This window comes from Vreelandella aquamarina, assembly GCF_020075495.1.
GTDB classification, from domain to species: domain Bacteria; phylum Pseudomonadota; class Gammaproteobacteria; order Pseudomonadales; family Halomonadaceae; genus Vreelandella; species Vreelandella aquamarina_A.
Window position 1 is genome coordinate 1 of record NZ_JABYQT010000067.1, and the last position, 220, is coordinate 220.

The following is a 220-nucleotide window of genomic DNA, read 5'->3' on the forward strand; positions in this document are numbered from 1 at the left end:
TGCTGGTCACCTCGACGGTGGGCAGCAAGGCACTCTCACCCACGGGCGCGGTGTCGTTTGCCGTCAGACCTTGTGCGTCAGTCACGGTCACGCTCACCGCCGGCAGGTTGCCGCCGCCGTTGACGTGGGCCGCGCCCGCGTCGGTCAGGGTGACGGTGCCGGTGATCGCGTCGATGGCGTAGTAGCCGTCGGCATTGCTGCCCTCGGTCAGGCTGTAGCG

At 69.1% G+C, this 220-nt stretch carries 1 protein-coding gene; it reads right to left on the minus strand.

Features of this window, described 5'->3' with window-relative positions; genetic code table 11:
• The coding region (locus HW452_RS17815; protein ID WP_224107359.1) for a hypothetical protein at positions 1 to 220 on the minus strand (220 nt) is incomplete at both ends.